Below are 639 nucleotides of genomic sequence, written 5' to 3' on the forward strand. Positions count from 1 at the left end.
CGAGGCGGCGAAGAACGGTGAGGACGTCGATGCGTTGCGGCTGACGTTGCAGCAGCAGTACGAGGACACGTTGGTCAATCCGTACGTCGCTGCCGAGCGTGGGTATCTCGATGCGGTCATCCCGCCCAGTCACACCCGCGGGCAGATCGTGACCGCGTTGCGGCTGCTCGAACGCAAACAAGTGACCCTGCCCCCGAAGAAACACGGAAACATCCCACTATGAGCGAAGCGAATCATGACGCAGTGAGCGAAGCGAATCTTGACGCAGTGAGCGGCGAAGCGAATCATGCTGCCGCGTCCGCCAGTTGGTCGTTTCGCGGAAGTCCGACGGACTCCGAGATCGCTGCTGTCGTTGCGGTTCTGACTGCCGCGCAGTCGTCGGTGGCCGAGGGCGTGCCGGCCCCGATCGATCTGTGGGGTCGACCTGAAGATATGCATCGTTACGGACTCGCCAGTGCCCCAGCTCTTTTCGTCAATGCCCGATTCGGCCAGTGAAGGACTTCGCACAGATGACCACCTCTACCTCCCATAAGAAGATTTCCAAGGTTCTTGTTGCCAATCGTGGTGAGATCGCGGTTCGGGTGATCCGGGCGGCCGCTGATGCCGGGCTGGCCAGTGTCGCTGTGTACGCCGAACCCG

At 61.5% G+C, this 639-nt stretch carries 3 protein-coding genes; all 3 read left to right on the forward strand.

Features of this window, described 5'->3' with window-relative positions:
- Positions 1 to 223 (forward strand): carboxyl transferase domain-containing protein (locus tag CH268_RS03935; protein ID WP_303396370.1); only part of this gene is annotated, 223 nt, incomplete at its 5' end.
- Positions 220 to 495: an acyl-CoA carboxylase epsilon subunit gene (locus CH268_RS03940; protein WP_094662474.1), complete on the forward strand. Its 276-nt coding sequence runs from the start codon at positions 220 to 222 to the stop codon at positions 493 to 495. The genes CH268_RS03935 and CH268_RS03940, both read left to right, overlap by 4 nt.
- A 14-nt stretch (positions 496 to 509) precedes the next feature.
- A partial coding sequence (locus CH268_RS03945) for a biotin carboxylase N-terminal domain-containing protein (protein WP_141214848.1) occupies positions 510 to 639 on the forward strand: 130 nt, incomplete at its 3' end.

It is taken from the genome of Rhodococcus sp. 06-1460-1B (assembly GCF_002258475.1).
In the GTDB taxonomy this organism is placed as follows: Bacteria; Actinomycetota; Actinomycetes; order Mycobacteriales; family Mycobacteriaceae; genus Rhodococcoides; species Rhodococcoides fascians.